The organism is Pseudomonas sp. FW305-3-2-15-C-LB1 (genome assembly GCF_058787615.1).
The window spans coordinates 750,594-776,129 of the sequence record NZ_JBYSZX010000001.1; the positions used below are offsets into that span (position 1 = coordinate 750,594).

At 61.8% G+C, this 25,536-nt stretch carries 24 protein-coding genes; 14 read left to right on the forward strand and 10 right to left on the reverse strand.

Annotation, left to right across the window (positions count from 1 at the left end; genetic code table 11):
- The first annotated feature begins 42 nt into the window (after positions 1-42).
- Positions 43-384, forward strand: coding sequence for an aspartate-semialdehyde dehydrogenase (locus tag AC3WP7_RS03445; protein ID WP_092241258.1), 342 nt, complete (start codon positions 43-45; stop codon positions 382-384).
- Here AC3WP7_RS03445 and AC3WP7_RS03450 read toward each other — a convergent pair.
- From AC3WP7_RS03450 to AC3WP7_RS03460, 3 genes are all read right to left on the reverse strand, one after another.
- Positions 381-1,562, reverse strand: a complete 1,182-nt coding sequence (locus AC3WP7_RS03450) for an aminotransferase class V-fold PLP-dependent enzyme (RefSeq protein WP_093512161.1) — start codon at positions 1,560-1,562, stop codon at positions 381-383. The genes AC3WP7_RS03445 and AC3WP7_RS03450 overlap by 4 nt on opposite strands.
- Positions 1,559-2,029 carry a RidA family protein gene (locus AC3WP7_RS03455; protein ID WP_071488861.1) on the reverse strand — a complete coding sequence of 157 codons (471 nt, stop codon included), beginning with the start codon at positions 2,027-2,029 and terminating at the stop codon, positions 1,559-1,561. The genes AC3WP7_RS03450 and AC3WP7_RS03455 overlap by 4 nt, the downstream gene beginning before the upstream one ends.
- A gap of 90 nt (positions 2,030-2,119) precedes the next feature.
- Entirely contained in the window at positions 2,120-2,986 is an 867-nt protein-coding gene (locus AC3WP7_RS03460) for a LysR substrate-binding domain-containing protein (protein ID WP_093527636.1), read from the reverse strand.
- A gap of 129 nt (positions 2,987-3,115) precedes the next feature.
- Here AC3WP7_RS03460 and AC3WP7_RS03465 point away from each other — a divergent pair, with 129 nt between their 5' ends.
- Both AC3WP7_RS03465 and ccoM read left to right on the forward strand, forming a co-directional pair.
- Positions 3,116-3,277: a hypothetical protein gene (locus AC3WP7_RS03465; protein ID WP_092241264.1), complete on the forward strand. Its 162-nt coding sequence runs from the start codon at positions 3,116-3,118 to the stop codon at positions 3,275-3,277.
- Positions 3,278-3,420: 143 nt separating this feature from the next.
- The gene (gene ccoM / locus AC3WP7_RS03470) at positions 3,421-3,537 is read left to right on the forward strand and encodes a cytochrome c oxidase subunit CcoM (protein WP_010212341.1); all 117 of its coding nucleotides are present in this window, start codon (positions 3,421-3,423) and stop codon (positions 3,535-3,537) included.
- A 138-nt stretch (positions 3,538-3,675) separates the two neighbouring features.
- Here ccoM and AC3WP7_RS03475 read toward each other — a convergent pair whose 3' ends face one another.
- Entirely contained in the window at positions 3,676-5,151 is a 1,476-nt protein-coding gene (locus AC3WP7_RS03475; RefSeq protein ID WP_102591662.1) for an inorganic phosphate transporter, read from the reverse strand.
- A gap of 314 nt (positions 5,152-5,465) precedes the next feature.
- The gene (locus AC3WP7_RS03480; protein WP_093512157.1) at positions 5,466-5,666 is read right to left on the reverse strand and encodes a hypothetical protein; all 201 of its coding nucleotides are present in this window, start codon (positions 5,664-5,666) and stop codon (positions 5,466-5,468) included.
- Between the two features lie 559 nt (positions 5,667-6,225).
- Between AC3WP7_RS03480 and pcaR the strand changes: the two genes are divergently transcribed.
- The 11 genes from pcaR (at position 6,226) to pcaC (ending at position 16,927) form a co-directional block, all read left to right on the forward strand.
- Positions 6,226-7,068, forward strand: a complete 843-nt coding sequence (pcaR, locus tag AC3WP7_RS03485; protein ID WP_071488865.1) for a pca regulon transcriptional regulator PcaR — start codon at positions 6,226-6,228, stop codon at positions 7,066-7,068.
- Positions 7,069-7,212: 144 nt separating this feature from the next.
- Positions 7,213-8,553, forward strand: a complete 1,341-nt coding sequence (gene pcaK / locus AC3WP7_RS03490; protein ID WP_102591661.1) for a 4-hydroxybenzoate transporter PcaK — start codon at positions 7,213-7,215, stop codon at positions 8,551-8,553.
- Between the two features lie 193 nt (positions 8,554-8,746).
- Positions 8,747-9,604, forward strand: coding sequence for a CoA transferase subunit A (locus AC3WP7_RS03495; protein WP_102591660.1), 858 nt, complete (start codon positions 8,747-8,749; stop codon positions 9,602-9,604).
- Positions 9,604-10,383 carry a CoA-transferase subunit beta gene (locus AC3WP7_RS03500; RefSeq protein ID WP_092241272.1) on the forward strand — a complete coding sequence of 260 codons (780 nt, stop codon included), beginning with the start codon at positions 9,604-9,606 and terminating at the stop codon, positions 10,381-10,383. Before AC3WP7_RS03495 ends, AC3WP7_RS03500 begins: the two co-directional genes overlap by 1 nt.
- A complete protein-coding gene (pcaF, locus tag AC3WP7_RS03505) occupies positions 10,380-11,582 on the forward strand; it encodes a 3-oxoadipyl-CoA thiolase (RefSeq protein ID WP_170856036.1) in 1,203 nt (400 codons plus the stop codon). Before AC3WP7_RS03500 ends, pcaF begins: the two co-directional genes overlap by 4 nt.
- 17 nt (positions 11,583-11,599) lie before the next feature.
- Positions 11,600-12,304, forward strand: coding sequence for a protocatechuate 3,4-dioxygenase subunit beta (gene pcaH / locus AC3WP7_RS03510; RefSeq protein WP_102591659.1), 705 nt, complete (start codon positions 11,600-11,602; stop codon positions 12,302-12,304).
- 1 nt (position 12,305) lies between these two features.
- A complete protein-coding gene (gene pcaG / locus AC3WP7_RS03515) occupies positions 12,306-12,872 on the forward strand; it encodes a protocatechuate 3,4-dioxygenase subunit alpha (RefSeq protein WP_093527630.1) in 567 nt (188 codons plus the stop codon).
- Between the two features lie 188 nt (positions 12,873-13,060).
- Entirely contained in the window at positions 13,061-14,356 is a 1,296-nt protein-coding gene (locus AC3WP7_RS03520) for an MFS family transporter (protein WP_102591658.1), read from the forward strand.
- 10 nt (positions 14,357-14,366) lie between these two features.
- On the forward strand, positions 14,367-15,722 hold the full coding sequence (locus tag AC3WP7_RS03525; RefSeq protein WP_092241283.1) for a 3-carboxy-cis,cis-muconate cycloisomerase: 1,356 nt from the start codon (positions 14,367-14,369) through the stop codon (positions 15,720-15,722).
- 10 nt (positions 15,723-15,732) lie between these two features.
- The gene (gene pcaD / locus AC3WP7_RS03530; protein ID WP_092241285.1) at positions 15,733-16,524 is read left to right on the forward strand and encodes a 3-oxoadipate enol-lactonase; all 792 of its coding nucleotides are present in this window, start codon (positions 15,733-15,735) and stop codon (positions 16,522-16,524) included.
- 10 nt (positions 16,525-16,534) lie between these two features.
- Entirely contained in the window at positions 16,535-16,927 is a 393-nt protein-coding gene (gene pcaC / locus AC3WP7_RS03535) for a 4-carboxymuconolactone decarboxylase (protein WP_028619276.1), read from the forward strand.
- Between the two features lie 3 nt (positions 16,928-16,930).
- On the opposite strand, the gene AC3WP7_RS03540 is transcribed toward pcaC, so the two are convergent.
- The 5 genes from AC3WP7_RS03540 to AC3WP7_RS03560 form a co-directional block, all read right to left on the reverse strand.
- Entirely contained in the window at positions 16,931-17,830 is a 900-nt protein-coding gene (locus AC3WP7_RS03540) for a polysaccharide deacetylase family protein (protein ID WP_093512149.1), read from the reverse strand.
- Positions 17,831-17,948: 118 nt separating this feature from the next.
- On the reverse strand, positions 17,949-19,403 hold the full coding sequence (locus AC3WP7_RS03545) for a M91 family zinc metallopeptidase (protein WP_102642514.1): 1,455 nt from the start codon (positions 19,401-19,403) through the stop codon (positions 17,949-17,951).
- Positions 19,404-19,494: 91 nt separating this feature from the next.
- Entirely contained in the window at positions 19,495-20,745 is a 1,251-nt protein-coding gene (locus AC3WP7_RS03550) for an OprD family porin (RefSeq protein WP_102593121.1), read from the reverse strand.
- Positions 20,746-20,918: 173 nt separating this feature from the next.
- Entirely contained in the window at positions 20,919-22,376 is a 1,458-nt protein-coding gene (gene adeC / locus AC3WP7_RS03555; protein WP_071488876.1) for an AdeC/AdeK/OprM family multidrug efflux complex outer membrane factor, read from the reverse strand.
- Positions 22,373-25,534, reverse strand: a complete 3,162-nt coding sequence (locus tag AC3WP7_RS03560; RefSeq protein ID WP_071488877.1) for an efflux RND transporter permease subunit — start codon at positions 25,532-25,534, stop codon at positions 22,373-22,375. Before AC3WP7_RS03560 ends, adeC begins: the two co-directional genes overlap by 4 nt.
- Positions 25,535-25,536 lie beyond the last annotated feature (2 nt).

Here is a 25,536-nt window from a genome sequence, read left to right on the forward strand (position 1 = left end):
CTGCAACCCGCCGACAGCCTGTTGATCAGGAGAATAATCACTATGCTTCCACCCATGCTGCCCGTCAGCGTTGTGCCGGTCACGTCACAACTCGATCCGGTGCGCCAGAAGCCGGACATACCGCCCGTGGTGCCCGTCCAGCCGGGCTCCAACGAGAGCACCATCGACCTGAAAAAAGGCGATGCCGAGACGTCGACCTTTTTGCTGCGCGAAGAACAGCGCCGCCAGCAGGAACAGCAGAGACGCCGGCGTGAAGCCGATGAAGACCCGGAGCAGCACCTGGCCATTCCGGGCGATTTGTTGAATGCCGACAACACCGTGCCAGTGGCGCCGCTGATCGAAGATGCACCGCGCCAGGGCCTTTGGGTGGACGTCGAGGTTTAGTCGCGCAACTCACGCAGAGCCGCTATCAGCAGCTCGATATCATGCTCGTTGTTGAGCGGGCTCACCGAGATCCGCGCCACGCTCTCCAGGCCACGCGCCTGCATATCCAGCGGGGTGTAGGCCACGCCGTTGGCGCCGATATTGATGCGTTTCAAGCCCAGGCGCCGCTTGAGTTCAAAGGCATCCCAGCCGGCGAGGTTGAAGGCGATCAAGCCGGATTGGCAAGTGCCCAGGTCATGCAGGGTAATGCCCGCAATCCCACGCAACGCTTCACGGATTTGCGCGCTGGTCTGCGAAACCCTCTCCCAGGCGCGCTCGACCCCCAGCCGATTCATCTCCTGCAGCGCATTGCCCAGCCCGGCCAGCAAGGCGAAGGATGCCTCGCTGGTTTCAAAGCGCCGTGCGTCATTGCGCAGGTCGAAACCCTGGGCGGTCCAGGGCGCCGAAAACACATCGCGTTGGGCCGGGTTCAGGCGCCCGAGGAAATCCGGCCGCACATACAACAGCGCCGTCCCGCGTGGACCGCGCAGATGCTTTCTTCCGGCGGACTTGAGCACATCGCACTGCAATGCTTGTACGTCCACCGGCACCTGGCCGACGGCCTGGCCGGCGTCGATGAAGTAGGGGATGGCGTGACGCCTGGCCAGGTCACCGATGGCCTGGGCGGGGTTGATCAGGCCGCCGTTGGCCGGGAGCCACGTAAGGTCGATCAGCTTTACCCTGGCATCGAGCATCGACTCCAACGCCACCGGGCAGACCGCGCCGCTTGCATCGCAGGGGATGACTTCCACGCGGGCACCCGCTTGCACCGCCAGTTCCATGCTGGCCAGGTTGCCGCCCCATTCGTGACGGCCTACCAGAATGCGGTCGCCGGGTTGCCAGGGGCCCAGGGCCTGGAACGCCAGGCTCCAGGCGGTCGAACCACTGCTGGCAAACGCGATGGATGAGGCAGGAGCGTTGAGCAGTTGTGCGGCGGCGCGGCGAGCTCTTTCCACCAGCACGGCGCCATGTTCGCCGGCTTCCATCGGGCCGTCGCGAGCCTCCCGTTGCAGTTGTTCGAAGATCGCGTCGAGGGTTGCCTGGCTGGGCAGCGAGGCGCCGGCATGGTTGAAGTGCACGATGCCGGACTGGCAGCCGGGCGTGTCATCCCGCAGGTGCTGGACTTCAAGCGGGCTCATGGGTGCAGCTCGAAAATCGCATCAACCTCCACGGCCACACCGGCGGGCAGGCTGGACACGCCAACGGCGGTGCGCACATGTCGGCCTTTTTCGCCAAGCGCATTGACCAGCAGGTTGGAGGCACCGTTGGCCACCACGCTCTGTTGCGTGAAGTCGCCGCTGCTGGCGATGAATACTCCCAGGCGCACGGTGCGCACCAGGCGCGACAGGTCATCGCCGAGGGCATTGCTCAACTGCCCCAGCAGGCCCAGCGCAGCGAGTTCCGCTGCTTGAGCACCTTCTGCATCGCTGAGCGACTCGCCCAACCGGCCCACATAGGCGGGTTTACCATCCACCAGTGGGATTTGCCCGGAGACGAACAGGTGATTCTGGCTGACCACGTGGTTGATGTAGTTGGCGATCGGCTGGCTGGGGGTTGGCAGCGTGAGGCCAAGGGCTTGCACGCGTTGGCGGAGGGAGTCGCTCATGATGAATCCTCTTGGGTCGGGAGGCTTCAGCATGTTGGCTGTATCGAGGCGCGACAAACGGATAGATCTCACGCGATGTATCGAAAAAACTCACGTATCGGTGCAGGCTTCCTTCAGCCATTGGCTGAAACACGCGGCGGCTTCGCTGGTGGTGCCTTGAGGTGCGATCAACCAGTAGCCGATGTCGCTGTGATAGGGCGGCCAATCGAAGGCTTCCACCAGGCTGCCGTCCTGCAGCCTGCGCTCGATCAGGCGATGACGGCCCATGGCGATGCCCTGGCCGGCCACGGCGGCTTCGACCACGATGTTGTAGTCGTGCAGCATCACGCGGGGGTGGTGACCGAGGTCGACCTGATAGTGCTCGGACCAGTCGGTCCATTCAAAGGGGCGGTGCGAAGTGGCCATCAGCAATGGGCTGTCTTGCGTTGCCTTGAACGTCGGGCTGCACACCGGCGAGATGATTTCCGGCATCAGTCGCGTGGCCTGCACATCGGGCCAGTCGCCTTTGCCATAACGGATGGCCAGGTCGACCTCCGCACCTGCCACGTCTGCCAGTTGAATGGCCGGCAACAATTCCACCTGGATATGTGGGTAGCGATTGAGGAAGCCTGCCAGGCGGGGCGCCAGCCACAGGGTCGCAAAGGAGGCCAGCAAGCCGATGCGCAGCACGGTGGCGCTGGGGGTGACCCGTTGGGCGCGTGTGGCGGCGGCGATGGCATCGAGGGCTGGGCGGATTTCGTCGTAGTACTGTTGGCCGTCGGTGGTCAGATCGATCGCACGGGTGCGTCGGATAAACAAGGGTTTGCCCAGGTGCTGCTCAAGCTTTTGCACCTGATGGCTCAGCGCGCTCTGGGTCACTGACAACTCGCTGGCGGCCTTGATAAAACTCAAGTGCCGCGCCACAGCTTCGAAGGCGCGCAGCGCCAGCAGCGGCGGAAGGTCCTTGTGCAGTGCCACCTGGGTGAATCTCCTGTTCGGGAAAACAGCGATTTTGTGCGATGACCTGCCTTTTGTCGCCCGCTGATTTGCCGTTGAGCGGGGGAGGCCGCATTATTGGGTCATTCCCTCCACGACGTAAGCCAAGCCATGAGTGAAGACGACAAGCTGATCGACCTGAATGCCGAGCGCGCCAAGCGCGTTCACGACCTCAATGACAAACGCCTGAATGAAGTCCGCCAGGCATTTGAACAGGCAATGCCACTCGGCAAAGTTAAAAAGAAATCGAAGAACAAGCCAAAAAAGCGTTGAAAGTACCTGCATCCATTGATGCAGGTCAGTTATTGCTCTTCTTTACGCCCCGTCGCGGGCGACATTGATCCCCGTCAATTTTCCAATCCGCCTTCTCCATTAACTTAGCCCTATCGCAACAGGGCAAGCGCAGGAGGCCGGTCATGTTTATCGATAATGTGGTGTTCGCCGGAGTGCTGACGGTAAGCCTGATGGTGATGTTTTTTGTAGGATTTGGAATTTTTATCTGGAAAGACGCGAACAAGCGGAAAAAACCATAGTTTTTCCAGGTTACATGAGCACGCAAGGCATTTTGGGCGACTTCGGTCGCCCTTTTTTTGCGCCTGAATTAACGCAATAGTGATCATAAAAAAGGTGCGACCCTCGCGGATCGCACCTTTTTTATCGCAGGCGGCTTATCAGCTGCCCAGCGCCTTGGAAGCCAACCAGAACAACCCGGCCGACAGGGCCACGGTTGCCGGCAGGGTCAGTACCCAGGCCATCAGGATGGTCTTCACGGTGCCGCCCTGCAGGCCGCTTTTGTTGGCGACCATGGTACCGGCCACGCCCGACGACAGCACGTGGGTAGTCGACACCGGCAGCGCGAAGATGTTGGCAAAGCCAATCATGGTCGCGGTGGTGATCTGTGCCGACATGCCCTGGGCATAGGTCATGCCTTGCTTGCCGATCTTCTCGCCGATGGTCAGTACCACACGCTTCCAGCCCACCATGGTGCCCAGGCCCAAGGCCAGTGCGACGGCAAGGATCACCCAGAACGGGGCGTATTCGGTAGTGGCGGTCAGGTCTTTGCGCAGTTTGTCGAGGTCGGATTTCTCACGGGCATCCAGGCCTGGCAGCTTGCCGACTTTCTTCGCGGTGTCGTCCAGGCAGAGCAGATAGCGGCGCACTTCAATACGCTGGTCCGCCGTCAGCGCGTGATAGTCGGACACGCCTTTGAGTGTGTCGACCAGCGCGTTGATGGTCGGCTCGGTCTGCTGTGGATTGCACTGGAACTTGCCAGGCAGGTCGTTCTGCACGCTTTTGCCCAGGGCCAGGAACTCGCCGAGCGTGGCGTTGTTACGCTGGTAGAACTGGCTCAAATGCACGGTGGCGTCGCGGGTCCGTTCGATCTGGTAGGTGGTGCTGCCCAGGTCGAGCACGAACTGCGCCGGCACGATACCGATCAGCACCAGCATGATCAGGCCGATACCCTTCTGGCCGTCGTTGGAGCCGTGCACGAAACTCACGGCCATGGCGGAAATCACCAGCACCAGGCGGTTCCAGAACGGCGGGTGTTTCTTGTCATCGAGCTTGCGGCGCTGGTCCGGGGTCTTGTGCATCTTGGACAGCGGACGCCACCACTTCAGGCCGATCAGCACCAGGGCTGCAACCAGGAAGCCGGCCATCGGCGAGAACACCAGCGAAGCGCCGATATCCACGGCTTTCTGCCAGTTCACACCGTCAGCCAGGGGAATGTCGTTGATCAGGGCGTTGGCCAGGCCGACCCCGAGGATCGAGCCGATCAGGGTGTGGGAGCTGGAGGCCGGGATACCGAAGTACCAGGTGCCCAGGTTCCAGGTGATCGCCGCCGCCAATAAAGAGAAGACCATCGCCAGGCCATGGCCGGTGTTCACATTGATCAGCAACTCCACCGGCAGCAAGTGCACGATGGCGTAGGCGATACCGACACCACCGAGCAACACGCCGAGGAAGTTGAACACCCCGGAGAAGAACACGGCCAGGTGCGGCGGCATGGCTTTGGTATAGATGACTGTGGCCACCGCGTTAGCGGTGTCATGAAAGCCATTGATGAACTCGAAGGCGAGGACAAAGGCCAGGGCGAGCAACAGGCTCACGAGAACCCAAGCATCCAGTCCGCTGAATAAATCGATCATGAAGGTTTTCTGACCCGGTCGTAAGGGGGCGCGATTATGCCAGAAAACCTCAGTAATCGATGCACTAGCTGCTCATCGGTATCAATCTTCCCTGAAAAAAATCCCGGAAAGGGCGTGCATCCCAGGGTTTTCGGGGCTTGGGCAAGTCTTTGATTTATATGGCAGAGGGCGCCAGAAGCGGGGGATTGTCACAAAAACGTCACGACTGAAACATTTGTATGAAATTTTACCGTTCTTGGTAGGGTGCAAGATTTCTGGATGATGGCTGAGTGCCATCAACCTGAGCCATGACCTTGAGGCTCAAACCGAATCGCCTAGGGCTTTTCGGTTTTGAGTTCCTGTTCAATCTTTTGGATTTCCTGTGCAAAGGCCTGGTCAAGCAGGCTGGCGCGCTTGCGCCATGGTTTGCGCTCAGGTTCAGGCTGGGCGGCGTAGGTGGTGACTTCCCCGCCGTAAACGTCCTTGTAACGTTGCTCCTGGCGCTCAAGTTCCGCGCGCAGTTCATCTTTCGTCACATCGTTACCTAATTGAGTTGAGTGTCAATACGTTGCAGCGTTATGCCGGAATGCGCCCTCAGGGTGTTTCAAGTCGAACCGCCATAGCGTTCAAGTTTGAAACAGACATGGGTGAACACTGCTAGTGCCGTCATTCAAGGCAGGTAGTTGCTATCGACGATGCACGGCCTGTGCATCATGCGGCCAGCTCCGTTGCCGATAATGAAACCGGGTGGACCAGTACACAGGGTGCATTATAGCGGCGCATTTGAATAACACTATCGGTATAAAGTTAAAAACCGTCAACTTTGTATGAGTGTTTTGTTACACGCGCCTATTGGTAATTGCACACATTCGGGTGTCATGAATCCATCCAAACTTCAAACCTTAATAAGAGGCCTCTGGTTTTTTTTCAATCCGTCGTGGGTGAAGGGGGAGGTTGCGAGCAAATTGCGATAATCGAATGATCGTCCGATAATCGCACAATGTTGTCGGCCCTGCCTTGTACATCTCGGCTGACGCAGATTGTAATAGTGGCCAATCCTCCCCTGCGGTTGACAATAAGACAAAGGATCTCGACATGAACGATCAATTGCGCAACTCTTTCGCGTCAGTGGCGCCGCCGATCGTTGCGTCCCCGGCCAAGCGTATCCAGGCGTTTACCGGTGATCCGGACTTCATGACCTCCCTGGCCCGTGGCCTGGCCGTGGTGCAGGCGTTCCAGGAGCGCAAGCGCCACCTCACCATCGCCCAGATCAGCCACCGCACCGAAATCCCTCGCGCCGCCGTGCGCCGTTGCCTGCACACCTTGATCAAGCTCGGCTACGCGACTACCGATGGGCGTACCTATTCGCTGTTGCCCAAAGTCCTGACCCTGGGCCATGCCTATCTGTCGTCCACGCCACTGGCGGTGTCCGCCCAGCCTTATCTGGACCGCATGAGCGAGCAACTCCACGAAGCCTGCAACATGGCGACCCTCGAAGGCGACGACATTCTCTACATCGCCCGTTCGGCCACCACCCAGCGCCTGATTTCGGTGGACCTGTCGGTGGGCGGACGGCTGCCGGCCTACTGCACCTCCATGGGCCGCATCTTGCTCGCGGCGCTGGATGACGCCTCGCTGCAGGATTATCTCGACCACGCCGACCTGCAGACCAAGACCAGCCGCACCCTGACCACGCCCGCCGCGCTGTTCGACTGCCTGCAACAGGTGCGTCAGCAAGGCTGGTGCATTGTCGACCAGGAACTGGAGCAGGGCCTGCGCTCCATCGCGGTGCCGGTGTATGACGCCTCGGGCCAGGTGCTGGCCGCGCTGAACGTCAGCACCCACGCCGGCCGTGTCAGCCGCAGCGAGCTGGAGCAGCGCTTCCTGCCGAGCATGCTCAGTGCCAGCCGCGAGTTGAGTGCGCAGCTGTTTGCCTAAGCTGTTCGGTGACCGCACAGATCCCGGTTGGGTCGATTGCGCTGTTTTCCCTGGCTTATTACTGTGCGACAGCGCTCCAGGGAGCGCTCAATAATAACGACGACCCAAGGTCGTCAGCCCGCCATCGGTGTGGAAATAAAAACAATGAATCAGCCCTCTGTCGGTACTTCCTTGGACGTGCAGTCCTTTATCAACACCCAGCCACTGTCCCGTTACCAGTGGCGCGTGGTGATCCTGTGTTTCCTGATTGTTTTCCTGGATGGCCTCGACACTGCCGCCATGGGCTTTATCGCGCCGGCGCTGTCCCAGGATTGGGGCATCGACCGCGCCAGCCTCGGTCCGGTGATGAGCGCCGCGTTGATCGGCATGGTCTTCGGCGCACTCGGCTCCGGCCCGCTGGCGGATCGCTTCGGGCGCAAAGTGGTGCTGGTAGGCGCGGTGCTGGTGTTTGGTGCGTTCAGCCTGGCGTCGGCCTACAGCAGCAACGTCGATCAACTGCTGGTGCTGCGCTTCCTGACCGGGCTCGGCCTGGGCGCCGGCATGCCGAATGCCACCACGCTGCTGTCCGAATACACCCCTGAGCGCCACAAGTCGTTGCTGGTGACCAGCATGTTCTGTGGCTTCAACCTGGGCATGGCCGGTGGCGGGTTTATCTCGGCCAAGCTGATCCCGGCGTTCGGTTGGCACAGCCTGCTGCTGATCGGCGGCATCCTGCCGTTGATCCTGGCGCTGGTGTTGCTGGTATGGCTGCCGGAATCGGCGCGCTACCTGGTGGTGCGCAATCGGGGTACGGACAAGGTGCGCAAAACCTTGTCGCCCATTGAGCCGAACATCGTCGCCCAAGCCAGCAGTTTCAGTGTGCCCGAGCAAAAAACCGTCAAGGCACGCAACGTGTTTGCGGTGATCTTCTCCGGCACCTACAGCGCCGGTACGTTGTTGCTGTGGCTCACCTACTTCATGGGCCTGGTGATCGTGTACCTGCTCACCAGTTGGCTGCCGACCCTGATGCGCGACAGCGGCGCGAGCATGGAGCAGGCCGCGTTTATCGGCGCGTTGTTCCAGTTCGGTGGTGTGTTGAGCGCGGTGGGCGTGGGCTGGGCGATGGACCGGTTCAATCCACACAAGGTCATCGGCACGTTCTATCTGCTGGCCGGGGTGTTTGCCTACGCGGTAGGGCAGAGCCTGGGGAATATCACCTTACTGGCGACCCTGGTGCTGATTGCCGGGATGTGTGTCAACGGTGCGCAATCGGCGATGCCGTCCCTGGCCGCACGTTTCTACCCCACTCAAGGCCGTGCCACGGGTGTGTCGTGGATGCTCGGCATCGGCCGTTTCGGCGCGATCCTCGGCGCGTGGATGGGCGCGACCTTGCTGGGCCTGGGCTGGAACTTCGAGCAAGTGCTCACCGCTCTGGTGATCCCCGCCGCATTGGCCACCACGGCCGTGGTGATCAAAGGCATGGTCAGCCATGCCGACGCCACCTGAGGCCTGTGGGAGGGGGCAAGCCCACTCCCACAGTTATCGAGTTTTGCCTAATGCTTAGCCAAGCAACAATCCGTTCGATAATCGAACGCTGAGTCGATTATCGGATTGTTTGGCCCATTTCCCCGGCTTAATCTTCAAGCACTTCGGCGCCACCTCAGCGCCTTTTTCGATCCACACCGGGAGCCCGAACCCCATGGCTGAAATCCTCGCGCTGCGTGACGCGGTGAAGCAATTTGTGAACGACGGCGACACCGTCGCCCTCGAAGGCTTTACCCATCTGATCCCTACGGCAGCGGGTCATGAAATCATTCGTCAGGGCAAGAAAGACCTGACGCTGGTGCGTATGACGCCTGACCTGATCTACGACCAGTTGATCGGCGCCGGCTGTGCCCGCAAGTTGATTTTCTCCTGGGGCGGCAACCCCGGCGTGGGTTCCCTGCATCGCTTGCGCGACGCGGTCGAGAAGCAATGGCCGCAACCGCTGGAAATCGAAGAACACAGCCACGCCGACCTGGCCAATGCCTACGTCGCCGGTGCGTCGGGCCTGCCATTTGCGGTGTTGCGTGCCTACGCCGGTTCCGACCTGCCCAAGGTCAACCCGCTGATCAAGACCGTGACCTGCCCATTCACCGGCGAAGTGCTGGCGGCGGTGCCGTCGGTGCGACCGGACGTCACCGTGATCCACGCGCAAAAAGCCGACCGCAAGGGCAATGTGCTGCTGTGGGGCATCCTCGGTGTGCAGAAGGAAGCGGCCCTGGCGGCCAAGCGCTGCATCGTCACCGTCGAAGAAATCGTCGATGACCTGAATGCACCGATGAACAACTGCGTCTTGCCGACCTGGGCCCTGACGGCGGTGTGCCATGTACCTGGTGGCGCGCACCCGTCCTACGCGCATGGTTACAACGAGCGCGATAACCGCTTCTACCAGGCGTGGGACCCGATCGCCCGCGACCGCGGGACCTTTACCGCTTGGATCAACGAATACATCCACGGCACCGCCGATTTCACCGAATTCCAGGCCAGGCTGGCCACCGCGCAGGAGGCCAAGTAATGGCTTACTCGACCAATGAAATGATGACCGTTGCCGCCGCGCGCCGCCTCAAGAACGGCTCCGTGTGCTTCGTTGGCATCGGCTTGCCGTCCAAGGCGGCCAACCTGGCGCGCCTGACGTCGTCGCCAGATGTGGTGCTGATCTACGAGTCCGGCCCGATTGGCGCCAAGCCATCGGTACTGCCACTGTCCATCGGTGATGGCGAACTGGCGGAAACCGCCGACACCGTGGTGCCGACCGGCGAGATCTTCCGCTACTGGCTGCAGGGCGGGCGCATCGACGTGGGCTTCCTTGGCGCCGCCCAGGTCGACCGCTTCGGCAACATCAACACCACCGTGGTGGGTGACTACCACCAGCCCAAAGTGCGCCTGCCGGGTGCCGGTGGCGCGCCGGAGATCGCCGGTTCGGCCAAGAGCGTGCTGATCATCCTCAAGCAGTCGGCGCGTTCGTTTGTCGACCAGCTGGACTTCATCACCTCGGTCGGCCACGGCGAAGGCGGCGACTCGCGCAAGCGCCTGGGCCTGCCGGGCGCAGGGCCTGTAGGGATCATTACCGACCTGTGCATCATGGAGCCGGAAGCCGGTACAAATGAGTTCGTAGTCACCGCGCTGCATCCGGGCGTGACCCGCGAGCAAGTGGTGGCCGCCACCGGTTGGGCGATTCGGTTTGCCGAGCAGGTCGACACCACCGCCGAACCCACTGATGTAGAGCTGACCGCCCTGCGTGACCTTGAAGCACGCACCGCGGCCGCCCATGGCCAAGCACCGGGAGAAGCCTGATGCGCGATGTATTTATCTGTGACGCCATTCGTACCCCCATCGGCCGTTTTGGCGGTGGCCTGTCCACCGTGCGGGCTGATGACCTGGCGGCGCTGCCGATCAAGGCCTTGATCGAGCGCAACCCGTCGGTGGATTGGACGGCAGTCGATGAGGTCTTCCTCGGCTGCGCCAACCAGGCCGGTGAAGACAACCGCAACGTGGCGCGCATGGCGCTGTTGCTGGCGGGCTTGCCGGAAAGCATTCCGGGCGTGACCCTCAACCGTTTGTGCGCCTCGGGGATGGACGCGATTGGCACCGCTTTCCGTGCAATTGCCAGCGGCGAAATGGAGCTGGCGATTGCCGGCGGCGTCGAGTCGATGTCCCGCGCGCCGTTCGTGATGGGCAAGGCCGACGCGGCGTTCTCGCGCAACATGAAGCTGGAAGACACCACCATCGGCTGGCGTTTTATCAACCCGTTGATGAAAGAGCAGTACGGCGTGGATGCGATGCCACAGACCGCCGATAACGTCGCCGACGATTACAAGGTGTCCCGTGCCGACCAGGACGCCTTTGCCCTGCGCAGCCAGCAACGCACTGCCGCCGCGCAAGCCGCCGGTTTCTTCGCCGAAGAAATCGTGCCGGTGCGGGTCGCCCATAAAAAAGGCGAAACCGTGGTAGAGCAGGACGAGCATCCACGGGACACCACCCTGGAAGCCCTGGCCAAACTCAAGCCAGTCAATGGCCCCGACAAGACCGTTACCGCCGGCAATGCATCGGGTGTGAATGACGGTGCGGCGGCGCTGATCCTGGCTTCCGCCGAAGCGGTCAAGAAACATGGCCTGACCGCTCGCGCTCGCGTATTGGGGATGGCCAGCGCTGGTGTCGCGCCACGGGTGATGGGCATCGGCCCGGTGCCGGCCGTGCGCAAACTGGTCGAGCGCCTTGGCTTGGCCGTCACCGACTTTGACGTGATCGAACTCAACGAGGCCTTCGCCAGCCAAGGCCTGGCCGTCTTGCGTGAGCTGGGCATTGCCGACGACGCACCCCAGGTCAACCCGAACGGCGGCGCCATTGCCCTTGGCCATCCGCTGGGCATGAGCGGCGCGCGGCTGGTGCTGACGGCGCTGCATCAGCTTGAAAAAACCGGCGGCCGCAAAGGCCTGGCGACCATGTGCGTGGGCGTCGGCCAAGGCCTGGCCCTGGCGATTGAACGCATCTAACAAGAGAGGATTGCTCCATGAGTGACAAGCCCGGATACCGGCGCCCGCAAGCGGGCACTCAACCGGATTACCTGCACCCGGCCTACCAGTCGACGAACCTGCGTTCGCCGTCGCAGCCCTTGGTGTTCCTGCCCCATTCCTTGTCGGAAATCACCGGCCCGACCATCGGCGCCGGGCGGGTCAACCCGAAGGACAACGACCTTACCGCCCAGCATGAAGGCGAGCCCCAAGGCGAACGCATCATCATTCACGGCCGCGTGCTCGACGAAAACGGCCTGCCGGTGCCGGGCATCCTCGTGGAAATCTGGCAGGCCAACGCCGCCGGCCGCTACAACCATAAGCGCGACCTGCACGACGCACCGCTGGACCCGAACTTCACCGGCACCGGCCGCACGGTCACCGACGCCGACGGCTGGTACCAGTTCCAGACCATCAAGCCCGGCGCGTATCCCTGGGGCAACCACCACAACGCGTGGCGCCCGGCGCATGTCCACTTTTCGCTGTTCGGCCCTAGCGTGCTGACGCGCCTGGTCACGCAGATGTATTTCCCTGGAGACCCGCTGCTGGAATACGACCCGATCTACAACTGCGTGCCGGACACCTCGGCCAAGGAACGCTTGATCGCCCGTTTCGACCTGGAAAAAACCATTCCTTCCTATGCCCTCGGCTACCGCTGGGACATCGTCCTGCGCGGCCGCGACGCCACGCCGATGGAGAAATGAGATGACACTCAATGCGACCACGTCCCACACCGTCGGGCCGTATTACCACATCGGCCTGACCTGGCTGAACCGTGAAGACCTCACCGTGGCTGCCACCCTTGGCGAGCGCGTGGCGATCAGCGGGCAGGTGGTGGATGGCAATGGTGATGTCGTCAACGACGCCATGCTCGAAGTCTGGCAGGCCAATGCCGCCGGCAAGTACGATCACCCGGAGGATGATCAGGACAAGGCACTGGACCCGAACTTCGAAGGGTTCGGCCGGGTGCCGGTGGATGCCGAAGGGCGGTTCCGCTTTACCACCATCAAGCCGGGCGCCGTACCGGGACTGAAGGGCACCACCCAGGCGCCGCACCTGGTGGTGCTGGTGTTTGCCCGTGGGTTGGTGAAGCACTTGCTCACGCGGATTTATTTCGAGGGCGAGGCGCTGAATGGGCAGGACCCGTTGCTGGCGTGTGTGCCCTCGGAGCGTCGTGGCACCTTGATCGCCCGGCAGGATGCGGCGGGGGTGTATCAGTGGAATGTGATTTTGCAGGGGACGGATAAGGAAACGGTGTTCTTCGATTATTGAGTGGTTTTTCCGGGCCCCATCGGGGGCAAGCCCCCTCCCACATTTGATAGGCGGTGCGGTCAACATGTGGGAGGGGGCTTGCCCCCGATGGGGCCGGTTCAGGCACCACCTACCCAAAAGTCTTCTTGCGGAACATGGTTGTTGCAAAGTATGTCTAGGCTATAACCGTTCCCACTGAGTGAAACCACATGACAACAACAACGAGTCACTACACCGGAGAAGAACGCAGCAAACGGATTTTTGCGATTGTCGGGGCATCCTCCGGCAACCTCGTCGAATGGTTCGACTTCTACGTCTACGCCTTCTGTGCCATTTACTTTGCCCCGGCGTTTTTTCCGTCGGACAACCCTACCGTCCAGTTGGTCAATACGGCGGGGGTATTCGCCGCCGGTTTCCTGATGCGCCCCATCGGCGGCTGGCTGTTTGGCCGGGTGGCTGACAAGCATGGCCGTAAGAACTCAATGATGATTTCGGTGCTGATGATGTGCGCCGGCTCCCTGGTCATCGCCTTTTTGCCGACCTACAACGACATCGGCGTCTGGGCGCCGATCCTGCTGCTGATTGCGCGACTGTTCCAAGGCTTGTCCGTGGGTGGCGAGTACGGCACTACCGCGACTTACATGAGTGAGGTGGCTCTCAAGGGCCAGCGCGGGTTCTTTGCGTCCTTCCAGTACGTGACCCTCATCGGCGGCCAGTTGCTGGCGGTGCTGGTGGTGGTGATCCTGCAGCAGTTTCTTACCGAAGAAGAACTGCGCGCCTGGGGCTGGCGGATTCCGTTCGTGATCGGCGCCATTGCGGCGGTGATCTCCCTGTTGCTGCGGCGCACGTTGAAGGAAACCACCAGCAAGGAAACCCGCGAAGACAAGGACGCCGGCAGCATTGCCGCGCTGTTTCGCGATCACAAGGCCGCGTTCATCACGGTGCTGGGTTACACCGCCGGCGGCTCGCTGATTTTCTATACCTTCACCACCTACATGCAGAAGTACCTGGTGAACACGGTGGGCATGCACGCCAAGACGTCCAGCTACATCATGACCGGTGCGTTGTTCCTCTACATGTGCATGCAGCCGGTGTTCGGCATGTTGGCGGACAAGATCGGCCGGCGTAACTCGATGTTGTGGTTTGCGGGCCTCGGCACGCTGTTCACCGTGCCCATCCTGCTCACCCTGAAAACCGTCAGCAGCCCTTTCCTGGCCTTTGTGCTGATTACCCTGGCTTTGGCAATTGTCAGCTTCTACACCTCCATCAGTGGCCTGGTCAAAGCGGAGATGTTCCCGCCTCAGGTGCGTGCCTTGGGCGTGGGCCTGGCCTATGCGGTGGCCAATGCGATTTTCGGCGGCTCGGCGGAATTCGTCGCCCTGAGCCTGAAATCCATCGGCATGGAGAACAGTTTCTATTGGTATGTGACGGCGATGATGTCCATCGCTTTCCTGTTCAGCCTGCGTCTGCCGAAACAGGCGGCGTACCTGCACCACGATCTATAAGGGACGCGTTATGACACTGCGCACGAGCAATCAATTGTTCGACGCTTACTTCACGGCGGACAGCATGGCCGAGGTGTTCTGCGACAGCGGACGCCTGCAGGGCATGCTGGATTTCGAAGCCGGATTGGCCCGGGCCCAGGCCCGGGTCGGGTTGATTCCCCAGGCCGCTGTCGCACCGATTGCCCAGGCCTGCCTGGCGTCGCTGTACGACGTGGATGCCCTCGGCGTGGCGATTGCCACGGCGGGGAATTCGGCGATCCCGTTGGTGAAGGCGCTGGGCAAGCTGATTGCCAGTGAAGACGCCGGGGCCGAACGTTATGTGCATTTGGGCGCGACCAGCCAGGACGTGATGGACACTGGCCTGGTGTTGCAACTGCGCCGGGCGCTGGCGTTGATCGAAAGCGACCTGGCGCGCCTGGGCGACATCCTGGCCGCCCAGGCCCAGCGTTACGCAGCCGTGCCCTTGGCCGGCCGCACCTGGTTGCAACATGCGACGCCGGTCACCCTGGGGATGAAGATCGCCGGTTGGCTGGGGGCGGTGACTCGCAGTCGACAACGGTTGGCGCAGTTGAAGCCGCGCTTGCTGGTGCTTCAGTTCGGCGGTGCCTCCGGAACCCTGGCCGCACTGGGCGAACAGGCGATGCCGGTGGCTGAAGCTTTGGCAGACGAGCTGCAACTGACCCTGCCCGAACAACCCTGGCACACTCAGCGGGATCGACTGGTAGAGTTCGCCGCCGTGCTTGGCCTGATCGCCGGCAGCCTGGGCAAACTGGGCCGCGATATCAGCCTGTTGATGCAGACCGAAGCGGCGGAGGTGTTCGAGCCGTCGGCACCGGGCAAGGGTGGCTCGTCCACCATGCCGCACAAGCGCAACCCGGTGGGCGCGGCCGTGCTGATCGGCGCCGCCACCCGCGTGCCGGGCCTGGTATCGACGATGTTCAGCGCCATGCCCCAGGAGCACGAACGCAGCCTGGGCCTGTGGCATGCCGAATGGGAAACCCTGCCCGAGATTTGCCGCCTGGTTTCCGGCGCGCTGCAACAGGCGCTGCTGGTGAGCGAAGGGTTGGAAGTCGACCCCGAGCGCATGGGCAAAAACCTCGACCTGACCCAAGGCCTGGTGCTGGCCGAAGCCGTCAGCAGCGTGCTCGCCCAACGCCTGGGCCGGGAAACGGCGCACCACTTGCTGGAACACTGCTGCAAGCGTGCCGTTACCGAGCAACGGCATTTGCGTGCGGTACTGGCGGATGAGCCGCAAGTCACCGCCGAGCTGTCGGCGGCCGAACTGGACCGCCTGCTCGACCCGGCCCACTACCTGGGCCAGGCCTGCACCTGGGTCGCCCGCGCCGTAGCCGAACACTTTGCTTGAGGAGACCACCGTGGCATTTGTACAACTCGCCGAAGGCGACCTGCATTACCAACTGGACGGGCCTGTGGATGCGCCTGTGCTGGTGTTGTCCAACTCACTGGGCACCGACCTGCATATGTGGGACATCCAGATCGCGGCCTTCACCCAGCACTTTCGCGTGCTGCGTTTCGACACCCGTGGCCATGGCAAATCCCTGGTCACCCCGGGGCCGTACAGCATCGAACAGCTCGGCCGCGACGTGATCGCGCTGCTGGATGCGCTGGATATCCAACGCGCGCATTTCTGCGGTTTGTCCATGGGCGGCCTGATCGGCCAATGGCTGGGGATCAACACGGGCGAGCGCCTGAACCGCCTGGTGGTATGCAACACCGCCGCCAGGATCGGCACGCCCGAGGTGTGGAACCCTCGCATCGAGATGGTGTTGCGTGACGGCGCAGCGGCGATGGTGGCGCTGCGCGATGCGTCCATCGCACGCTGGTTCACGGCTGATTTCGCAGCCGCCAACCCGCACCAGGCCAAGCAGATTACCGACATGCTCGCGGCGACCTCGCCTGAAGGTTACGCCGCCAATTGCGCGGCGGTGCGCGATGCGGATTTTCGTGAGCAACTGGCCTTGATCAAGGTGCCGACGTTAGTGATTGCCGGCACCGACGATGCGGTCACCCCACCGGCTGGCGGTCACTTTATCCAGAACCATGTGCGGGGCGCCGAGTACGCCGAGTTCTATGCGGCGCACCTGTCCAATGTGCAGGCCGGCGCTGCGTTCAGCGACTGCGTAATCGAATTCCTGCTGGCCCGCTGAGGAGCTGTTTGTGGACGAGAAACAACGTTACGCCGAAGGCCTGCAAGTGCGCCGCGAAGTGCTGGGCGATGCCCATGTCGACCGCAGCCTCAATGCCCTGACCGAGTTCAACAGCGAGTTCCAGGAAATGATCACCCGCCACGCCTGGGGTGATATCTGGACCCGCCCCGGCCTGCCACGGCATACCCGCAGCCTGATCACCATCGCGATGCTGATCGGCATGAACCGCAGTGAAGAACTCAAGCTGCACCTGCGTGCCGCCGCCAGCAATGGCGTGACCCGCGCCGAGATCAAGGAAGTGCTGATGCAGAGCGCGATCTACTGCGGGATTCCGGCGGCGAACGCCACTTTTCATCTGGCCGAGTCGGTGTGGGATGAGTTGGGGGTTGAGTCGCGGGAATAGGGGTCAGTGGGAATCGGCATCCCACACCCAATTCCACACGCCCGGCAGACGCACCGGTTCATTCACGTCCTTCACCGTGCGTGCCAGCGCCGCACGTTGCAGGGCGGCCGTGTCGGTGTAGAACGGTTCAGCGGCGGTCTTCATACCGGTCATCCGTGCACTGTCCAGCAGGATCTGCAAGTACTCCTGCATATGCCGCGCGGTGTAGCGGTTGATGTCGTGGAAGGTCACCACCACAGGGATCACGCCATCCACCGTCGGCAACTCGCCCAACGCAATGTGTTCGCGCACCACCGACAGTTGCCGATACAAATTGGCCCGGCGCCGTGGGCTGCCGTTGAAGCCCCAGATCTTGCCGTCATTGGCACTCAAATCCGTGAGCAGCACCTGCATGCCGTGACGCTGGTAGGCGGCGAAGGTGCGGCGGTCGTAATTCCAGAACGGCGGGCGGACCAGCACCGGCGGGTTGCCGGTGATCGACGCAATGTCAGCGGCACCTTGGGTAAGGGTGCGTTCCAGTTCGGCGTCGTTCAGCCAGCGATGGTTGGTATGAAACGCCGTAGCGGTGTGGAAGGCGAGGATGTGACCCGCCGCATACTCGCGCTGCATGGTCTTGCGGCCTCGTGAGCTGCCCCCGGAGCGTGAGGCTTCGGTTTGCAGGAAGAACACCGCCTTGATCCCCGGCAGTACCGGGTTTTGTGCCAGGTCAGCCACCACTGAGCGGCTCGGGTTGTTGTAGCCCGATGCGCTGGGGCCGTCATCGAAGGTCAGCAGAAAACGGATCGGCGCCTGGCCTTGCAGGCGTTGCTCGGTCTGGGGTGTCAGGGCGACAGGTGCGCCAATACAGCCGCTGAGGCTCAGGGCCAGGGCAAGCACGGCGGATGCGATGGCGAAGGGTTTCATGATGGGCGCGGGCTCGAATAGGAGGCCACTGCTGGGTGGATCAGCAGCGGCAGGCGCGCACGATACAGCAAGATGGCGGGTGTTGAGTTACCGTCTGACCAACGAGCGGTGTTCAGGCTCAGTCGAAATAGTGGGTACGCAGCGGCTTGCCCATTTCTTCGTTCAAGGCATTTTCAGTGAAGGGCTTGGGGTTGGGGGGGGACTCTGGGGTGGTCGGCAGCCCCACGGCTTGACGTTCGCTGTTGGAGACATCAACTGACTCCCCGTTGACCACCTCTACGGTCGAGCCCGTCAACGCGGTGCCGTTTCCGGCGTTATAGGCGTGGACCATTTCGTGATAGAGAACGGTGATAGGTGAGTATGTCCTGCGGGACAGTACTTCCAAGGCTGAGCGGTTATAGACGATTTCAGCCCGGTCCGCCCGCGACCCCGGTATGCCGTCCACCATGAAACCCCACTTGGGATCGTCGCCGACCACCGGCGGGCGTTCGTTTTGCAACAAGGTTTTAAGTTCCTGGCTGCCATAGGTGTAGCCGCTTCCCGTGTCGAACTGGTCCTCCACCACGGTCACCGGTGCGCCGTTGCGCCTGGCTATCGCGTTCATTTCGGCAAGCATCTGTTTGCCCTGGGGGGAGCTGCGCAGCAAGGCCAGATCGTCTTCGACCCGTTGGATAAAGTCGGCCGAGCCTTTTATGACAAGCCCTTCAAGCGGCGCGTGGTCAGGTGTGACGGTGGTTAATATCGAGTCGTTGAGGTGCCGGATCGTATCGCCGGATTGAGCGTAGATCAGGTCGCCGGGGTGATTGGCAACCACTGCGTCGCGACCGCTGCCGGTATAGAACGTACTACGGTCGTGGCCGATCAAGCGGTCATTATCGGCGCCGCCATGCAGCACCGTATGGCCGTTGCCGGCATACAGGCGGTCATTGCCATTGCCGCCGTCCAGGTAGCTGGTTTTGCTTTTTGGCCCGGTACCAGCGTAAAGGCGGTCATTGCCGTTGTTGCCATAGATCACGTTGTCGCCGCTGCCGCCAAAGATCATGTCATCGCCGTCGTTGCCTTCGGCGTAGCCAAGGCCGCTGCCGAGGTGAAGTACGTCGTTGCCAGGACCGCCGAACAGGCGGGTGTAGCCACTGCCGGCGCGCACCCGATCATTGCCGTCCCCGGCATCCACCGTGATGGGTTGGGTCACGTTGGCGTCAATGCGGATGTTGTCGTTACCGCCGTGGGTCTTGAGGTGAAAGGTCAGTGGCTCGCCGTTTTTATCGTGGCTGTCAAAGCGATACAGCCGGCCATTGACCTTCACGTCCAACTGGCCTGGCAGGGTCTGGCTGATGTGGACCTGGTCCGCGTTGTCACCGGTTTCAAGGATCAGGCTGTTGCTGATGCTTTCGCCATGGTCGTGCTCCCAGACTGATTGCCCGCAGGCCTTCAAATTGCCGTCATCCAGAAAGGGATGCCGATGAGCTTGAACCGGGCTGTCGGACGTGAACGCCAGTTGAGGCGGTGGGTCGGGTGTGTAGTGGCTGTTGCTGAAGATCTGGGGGCATGCAATGCGATTTGAAGTGTCCATGTGTAATCCCTATGAGAGAGCCAGCGCTGGCCCTGTCTCATGAAGTTGTCCGGACGCTTCAGATCGTTCCCAGGATAAATGTTATGCGGCTTTACAGCAGGCTGATCGGGTAACTGACGATCAACCGGTTCTCATCGAACTCGTTGTTACTGTAGTCGCGACGCATGCTGGAATTGCGCCAGCGCACGGTCAGGTTCTTCAGGCTGCCGCTCTGCACGGTGTAGCCCAATTCGCTTTCGCGGCCCCATTCCTTGCCATCGGTGATGGTGCCGGTGTGCACGTTGCTGCCGCTGAGATAGCGGTTCATCAGGGTCAGGCCGGGCACGCCGAGGGCGGCGAAGTTATAGTCGTGGCGCACCTGCCAGGATTTCTCCTGGGCATTGTCGTAGCTGCTGTTGTAACTATCGTTGGCCAGGGTGCCGCCGCTGGTGCCGTTGACCCGCATCCAGGCGCTGTTGCCGGTGAGCTTTTGCAGGCCGACGTAGAAGGTGTTGCCGCCGTATCTGGCGGAGAGCAGGCCGGACCAGGTCTTGTTGTCCAGCTCGCCGGCGCGGGCGCTGCCATCGTCTTTGCCATAGAAGAAGCCGAGGTTGGCGCCCAGGGTCCAGTCGCCCAACGGCTGGCTGTGGGTCAGGTTGACGAACTGCTGGCTGTAGATGTCCTTGAGCTGGGCATTCCACAGGCCGATCTGGGTGCGTTTGTCGTTGAACAGGTATTCGCCGCCCTGGAAGTTGAAGCGGTCCGATGTGAATGCGGTTTTACCGAACATCGACAGGTCGCTCATGCTGCTGTCGTCACGCGGGCTGTTGGCGCGGAACTGGCCACCGTAGAGCGTCAGGCCGTCGATCTCCTTGGAGGTGATCTGGCCACCGCGCAGGGTTTGCGGCAGGGAACGGCCATCGTCCGAGCGCAGGATCGGCAGCACCGGCATCCATTCGCCAACTTTCACTTCCGTCTTGGAAATACGTGCCTTGAACGCCACGCCCAGACGCCCGAATTCATCCGCCGGGCGGCCGTCGTGGTCCAGCGGCAGCAGTTGGGTCCCCCCGGTGCCACGCCCGCCATCGAGCTTCAACGAGTACAGCCCCAACACATCCACGCCGAAACCCACCGTGCCCTGGGTAAAGCCGGACTTGGCGTCGAGGATGAAACTCTGCGTCCACTCCTGCGCGCCGCCCTGGGTCTTGGTGGGGTTGGTGAAATTGCGGTTGAAGAAGAAATTGCGCAGGTTGAGGTTGGCGCTGGCGTCTTCCAGGAAGCCGTGTTCCTCGGCGAGGGCGGGCAGGGAAAGACTGGCGACAGCGGTTGCCAGCAAAAGCTGGCGCGGGTGGAAAGTGCTCATGGCGTAAGGACCTGTTGTTATTGGGTTTATGCAGGTGGCGGCCATGGTGCGCGGCTGCGCGGGGGCGATGAAAGTGGGGGAGAGCGGGTTGTGGGCGATGATCGAACGCAAGTTGTCCGGTGCAGAAAAGCAAAAAGCCCACCAAAAGGTGGGCTTCGTTGACGCGGGTGTTATCAGAACAACTTCAGTGGCGGTGCTTCTTCTTTCAACGGCTCGTTCTTCGCGGTCTGCTCGCTCCAGCCACCGCCGAGGGCCTTGTACAGGTTGACCTCGCTGGTGAGTTGCGCCAGGCGGTCGGTGATCAGCGATTGCTGGGCACTGAACAGTTGGCGCTGGGCATCGAGGAACGTCAGGTTGCTGTCGACACCAATGCGGTAGCGACGCTCGGCCAGGCGGTAGTAATCCTGGTTGGCCGCGACGAAGCCGCGCTGGGCGTCCAGTTGCTGCTTGTAGGTCTCACGTGCGGCAAGGCCGTCGGAGACTTCCTGGAAGCCGGTCTGGATCGCCTTCTCGTAGTTGGCCACGTTGATCTCTTTCTGGATCTTCGAGTAGTCCAGGCTGGCGCGCAGGCTACCGGCGTTGAAGATCGGGATGTTGATCTGCGGGGCGAACGACCAGGTGCCCGAACCGCCTTTGAACAGGCCGCCGAGGTTAGGGCTCGCGGTACCGGCGCTGGCGGTCAGGCTGATGCTCGGGAAGAACGCGGCACGGGCCGCACCGATGTTGGCGTTGGCGGCCTTGAGGTTGTACTCGGCTTGCATGATGTCGGGACGACGTTGCAGCAGGTCCGATGGCAAGCCGGCCGGCACTTCGCTGAGCAGGTTATCCGACAGCGGCTTGCTGACGATATTCGCCGGCAGGCCGGTGCCCAGCAGCAGGGTCAGGCTGTTTTCGTCCTGGGCCACCTGGCGGGTATAACGCGCCAGGGCAACCCGGGCGTTTTCCACCGAGGTACGCGATTGGCTCAGGTCGAGGGCCGAGGCCACGCCGACTTCGTTGCTGCGCGAGGTGAGCTTGAAGCTTTGCTCGTACGCGTCCAGGGTGTCCTGGGTCAGCTTGAGCAGTTCCTTGTCGGCCTGCCAGGTCAGGTAGGCGTTGGCCACGCTGGCCACCAGGCTGATCTGGGTACTGCGCCGTGCTTCTTCGGTGGCGAAGTACTTCTGCAGGGCTTCTTCGCTCAGGCTGCGTACGCGACCGAACAGGTCCAGCTCATACGAGCTGATCCCGAGACCGGCCGAGTATTGGCTGCTGATGGTCGATTCGCCGGTCTGCGACAAGCGGGCCGGGGTACGCGAACGGCTGCCGCTGCCCGTGGCCGATACGGCCGGGAACAGGTCGGCGCGCTGGATCTGGTACTGCGCGGCATAGGCGTCTATGTTCAGGGCCGCGACACGCAAGTCACGGTTGTTCACCAGCGCGGTCTGGATCAGCTGTTGCAGGGCAGGATCATGGAAAAACTGCTTCCAGCCCTGCTCGACAGCGGCCTGGCTCGGCGCCTGGGCCGACGAATACGCCGGCCCCTGCGGGAACTGTGCGGCCACCGGCGCTTCGGGGCGCTGATAGTCAGGTATCAGCGAGCAGCCACTGAGCACGAATGCGGTGACGGCTAGGGAAAGTAGCGACTTGCTCATTGGCCAGCCTCTTTAGGGGTTTCAGTTGTGTCAGTCTTTTTACGTTCGCCAGCGGCGGATACGGTTGCGAAGAACAGCGGCACCCAGAAGATCGCCAGCACGGTGGCCGTGATCATACCGCCGATTACACCGGTACCGATGGCATGCTGGCTGCCCGAACCTGCGCCCGAGGAGATCGCCAGCGGCAATACGCCGAGGATGAACGCCATGGAGGTCATGATGATCGGGCGCAGACGCATCCGCGAGGCTTCGATGGCCGACTCGACGATGCCCTTGCCTTGTTCGTGAAGTTCTTTGGCGAACTCCACGATCAGGATGGCGTTTTTCGCCGCCAGGCCCACCGTCACCAACAGGCCCACCTGGAAGAACACGTCGTTGGACAACCCGCGCATGCTGGTGGCGATCAACGCACCTACCACACCCAGCGGCACGACCAGCACCACGGCAATCGGGATCGACCAGCTTTCGTACAGGGCCGCGAGGCACAGGAACACCACCAGCAGCGACAACGCGTACAGCGCAGGCGCCTGGGAGCCGGACAGACGTTCTTCGTACGACAGCCCGGTCCACGCGTAGCCGATACCGGCCGGCAGTTCCTTGGCGATACGTTCGACTTCGGCCATGGCGTCGCCGGTACTGTAGCCCGGGGCCGGGGTACCGAGGATTTCCATTGCCGCTACACCGTTGTAGCGCGAGAGCTTGGGCGAACCGTAGATCCATTTGCCCGAGGAAATCGCCGACATCGGCACCATCTTCCCGGAGTCGCTGCGCACGTACCATTTGTCCAGGTCTTCTGGGGACATGCGGCCAGCGGCTTCACCCTGCACGTACACCTTCTTCACCCGACCACGGTCGATGAAGTCGTTGACGTAGCTGCCACCCAGGGCGATCGCCAGGGTCTGGTTGATGCTCGACAGCGAAATACCCTGGGCACTGGCCTTCTCGTCGTCGACGGTGAGCTCGTACTGCGGCTCATCGTTCACGCCGTTGGGGCGCACACCCGCCAGGATCTTGCTTTGCGCGGCGGCCCCGAGGAACTGGTTGCGTGCATCCATCAGCTTCTGGTGGCCAACGCCGCCCTGGTCTTGCAGGAACACGTCGAAACCGGTGGCATTACCCAATTCCAGTACCGAAGGCGGCACGATGGCGAACACCATGGCGTCCTTGAACGCTCCGAAGAAGTAACCCTGGGCACGCTTGGCCACTTCGAATACCGAGGTGGACGCATCCCGTTCATCCCACGGCTTGAGCATCACGAACGCCAGGCCCGAACTCTGGCCACGACCGGCGAAGTTGAAGCCGTTTACGGTGAATACCGACTTCACCGCCTTGCCTTCGCCCGGCTCGCCTTCCTTGTCGTTGAGCAGGAAGGCACGCATGTCGTCGATGACTTTCTGCGTACGTTCGGCCGAAGAACCGACCGGGGTCTGCACCTGGGCAAAGATCACGCCCTGGTCTTCTTCCGGCAGGAACGCGCTCGGGATGCGGGTGAACAGCCAGATCATGCCGGCGAAGATGATCAGGTACACGAAGAATGCTGGAAACTTGTGCTTGATCATGTTGCCCACGCCGCGCTCGTAGCTCAGTACGCCACGGTCGAAGGTGCGGTTGAACCAGCCGAAGAAACCCCGCTTGGGTTGGCCGTGCTTCTCAGGGTCGATCGGCTTGAGCATGGTGGCGCACAAGGCCGGGGTGAAGATCAGGGCAACCAGTACCGACAACGCCATGGCCGAAACGATGGTGATGGAGAACTGTTTGTAGATCACACCGGTGGAGCCACCGAAGAATGCCATCGGCAACAGTACCGCCGACAGGACCAGGGCAATACCGACCAGGGCACCCTGGATCTGGCCCATGGACTTGACCGTCGCCTCCTTGGGCGACAGGTGTTCCTCGGCCATTACCCGCTCGACGTTTTCCACCACGACGATGGCATCGTCCACCAGCAGGCCGATGGCCAGGATCATGCCGAACATGGTCAGGGTGTTGATGGTGAAACCGAACGCGGCCAGGATCCCGAAGGTACCCAGCAATACCACCGGTACGGTCATGGTGGTGATGATGGTGGCGCGGAAGTTCTGCAGGAACAGGAACATCACCAGGAACACCAGCACGATCGCTTCGACCAGGGTATGGACTACACCGGAGATCGATTCGGTCACTACCGGCGTGGTGTCATACGGCACCACTGCCTTCATGCCTGGCGGGAAGAACGGTTCCAGGGACGCCACGGTGGCACGGATGGCCTTGGCGGTGTCCAGGGCGTTGGCGCCCGAGGCGAGCTTGATCGCCATACCCGACGCCGGCTTGCCGTTGAACTGTGCGCTGATGCTGTAGTTCTGGCCACCCAGTTCGATCCGTGCGATGTCACGCAGGCGAACCTGGGAACCGTCGGTATTGACCTTCATCAGGATCTTGCCGAACTCTTCAGCGGTCTGCAGGCGGGTCTTGCCGATGATGGTTGCGTTCAGCTGGGTACCGGGCAGGGCAGGCAGGCCGCCCAATTGGCCGGTGGCCACCTGGACGTTCTGCGCCGCGATGGCGGTGCTGACGTCGACCGGGGTCAACTGGTAGTTGTTCAACTTGGCCGGGTCGAGCCAGATACGCATGGCGTACTGCGAACCGAACACCTGGAAGTCACCTACACCTGCCGTCCGCGAGATCGGGTCCTGGATGTTGGACACGATGTAGTTGGACAGGTCGTCCTTGGTCATGCTGCCGTCTTCCGACACCAGACCGATCACCATCAGGAAGTTCTTCACCGACTTGGTCACGCGGATACCCTGCTGCTGCACTTCTTGCGGCAGCAGCGGGGTCGCCAGGTTCAGCTTGTTTTGCACCTGGACCTGGGCGATGTCCGGGTTGGTACCCTGGTTGAACGTCGCGGTGATGGTCATGCTGCCGTCGGAGTTACTGTCCGAGGCGACATAACGCAGGTTGTCGATACCGTTGAGCTGTTGCTCGATCACCTGCACCACGGTGTCCTGCACGGTTTGTGCGGACGCGCCTGGGTAGGTCACTTGGATGTCGATGGCGGTTGGCGCGATGGCCGGGTATTGGTTGATGGGCAACTTCAGGATCGACAATGCCCCGACCAGCATGATCACCAGGGCAATTACCCAGGCGAAAATGGGACGGTCGATAAAAAATTTCGACATGG

Excerpts from the sequence above, each read along its gene's own strand:
- AC3WP7_RS03500 (WP_092241272.1), top strand. The coding sequence starts at position 9,604 with ATGGCTTACTCGACCAATGAAATGATGACCGTTGCCGCCGCGCGCCGC.
- AC3WP7_RS03540 (WP_093512149.1), bottom strand. The coding sequence starts at position 17,830 with ATGAAACCCTTCGCCATCGCATCCGCCGTGCTTGCCCTGGCCCTGAGC.
- AC3WP7_RS03445 (WP_092241258.1), top strand. The coding sequence starts at position 43 with ATGCTTCCACCCATGCTGCCCGTCAGCGTTGTGCCGGTCACGTCACAA.
- AC3WP7_RS03520 (WP_102591658.1), top strand. The coding sequence starts at position 13,061 with ATGACAACAACAACGAGTCACTACACCGGAGAAGAACGCAGCAAACGG.
- AC3WP7_RS03545 (WP_102642514.1), bottom strand. The coding sequence starts at position 19,403 with ATGGACACTTCAAATCGCATTGCATGCCCCCAGATCTTCAGCAACAGC.
- AC3WP7_RS03450 (WP_093512161.1), bottom strand. The coding sequence starts at position 1,562 with ATGAGCCCGCTTGAAGTCCAGCACCTGCGGGATGACACGCCCGGCTGC.
- pcaR (WP_071488865.1), top strand. The coding sequence starts at position 6,226 with ATGAACGATCAATTGCGCAACTCTTTCGCGTCAGTGGCGCCGCCGATC.
- adeC (WP_071488876.1), bottom strand. The coding sequence starts at position 22,376 with ATGAGCAAGTCGCTACTTTCCCTAGCCGTCACCGCATTCGTGCTCAGT.
- AC3WP7_RS03465 (WP_092241264.1), top strand. The coding sequence starts at position 3,116 with ATGAGTGAAGACGACAAGCTGATCGACCTGAATGCCGAGCGCGCCAAG.
- ccoM (WP_010212341.1), top strand. The coding sequence starts at position 3,421 with ATGTTTATCGATAATGTGGTGTTCGCCGGAGTGCTGACGGTAAGCCTG.
- pcaH (WP_102591659.1), top strand. The coding sequence starts at position 11,600 with ATGAGTGACAAGCCCGGATACCGGCGCCCGCAAGCGGGCACTCAACCG.
- AC3WP7_RS03495 (WP_102591660.1), top strand. The coding sequence starts at position 8,747 with ATGGCTGAAATCCTCGCGCTGCGTGACGCGGTGAAGCAATTTGTGAAC.
- AC3WP7_RS03550 (WP_102593121.1), bottom strand. The coding sequence starts at position 20,745 with ATGAGCACTTTCCACCCGCGCCAGCTTTTGCTGGCAACCGCTGTCGCC.
- AC3WP7_RS03560 (WP_071488877.1), bottom strand. The coding sequence starts at position 25,534 with ATGTCGAAATTTTTTATCGACCGTCCCATTTTCGCCTGGGTAATTGCC.
- AC3WP7_RS03525 (WP_092241283.1), top strand. The coding sequence starts at position 14,367 with ATGACACTGCGCACGAGCAATCAATTGTTCGACGCTTACTTCACGGCG.
- AC3WP7_RS03475 (WP_102591662.1), bottom strand. The coding sequence starts at position 5,151 with ATGATCGATTTATTCAGCGGACTGGATGCTTGGGTTCTCGTGAGCCTG.
- pcaG (WP_093527630.1), top strand. The coding sequence starts at position 12,306 with ATGACACTCAATGCGACCACGTCCCACACCGTCGGGCCGTATTACCAC.
- AC3WP7_RS03455 (WP_071488861.1), bottom strand. The coding sequence starts at position 2,029 with ATGAGCGACTCCCTCCGCCAACGCGTGCAAGCCCTTGGCCTCACGCTG.
- pcaK (WP_102591661.1), top strand. The coding sequence starts at position 7,213 with ATGAATCAGCCCTCTGTCGGTACTTCCTTGGACGTGCAGTCCTTTATC.